Annotated in this window: 1 protein-coding gene; it reads left to right on the top strand. The window is 57.1% G+C overall.

What is annotated here, in order from left to right; translation table 11 throughout:
• Positions 1 to 172 precede the first annotated feature (172 nt).
• The coding region (locus EN824_RS35700) for a DUF1264 domain-containing protein (RefSeq protein ID WP_210236383.1) at positions 173 to 354 on the top strand (182 nt) is incomplete at its 3' end.

Raw genomic sequence — 354 nt, 5'->3', positions numbered from 1 at the left:
GGCACTGCCTCTTTCTAATCGCAACCGGCGCGGTTTCATGGGCCTTCTGGGCTCTGCAGTGGCCTTTGCCACATGTTCCTGTGGCGCAGGCCAGGCGTTGGCGCATCAAACGACCGTATCGCGCGGGGCGATTCCGGGGCGCGGCAAGTCGCAGAAAAGTAAAATGCTGTGAATGGGCGCTGACGTATTGCAAAGGCACGCCCCTATCGAAGCCATCAATATGTACCTGAACGGGTTTCACTTCTATGCGGACGACATGGGGAGGCAGGTCGAGGCTCATCATTACTGCCATCACATCAACGAAGACTTCTTCCAGTGCGTCATTTACGACGGCAACAAGTCGGACTCCCGGCT

The sequence above is a fragment of the Mesorhizobium sp. M8A.F.Ca.ET.181.01.1.1 genome, from assembly GCF_004792025.1.
Taxonomy (GTDB): domain Bacteria; phylum Pseudomonadota; class Alphaproteobacteria; order Rhizobiales; family Rhizobiaceae; genus Mesorhizobium.
Note: the sequence above shows the minus strand (reverse complement) of the source record. Positions and strands in the feature narration are given on the sequence as shown.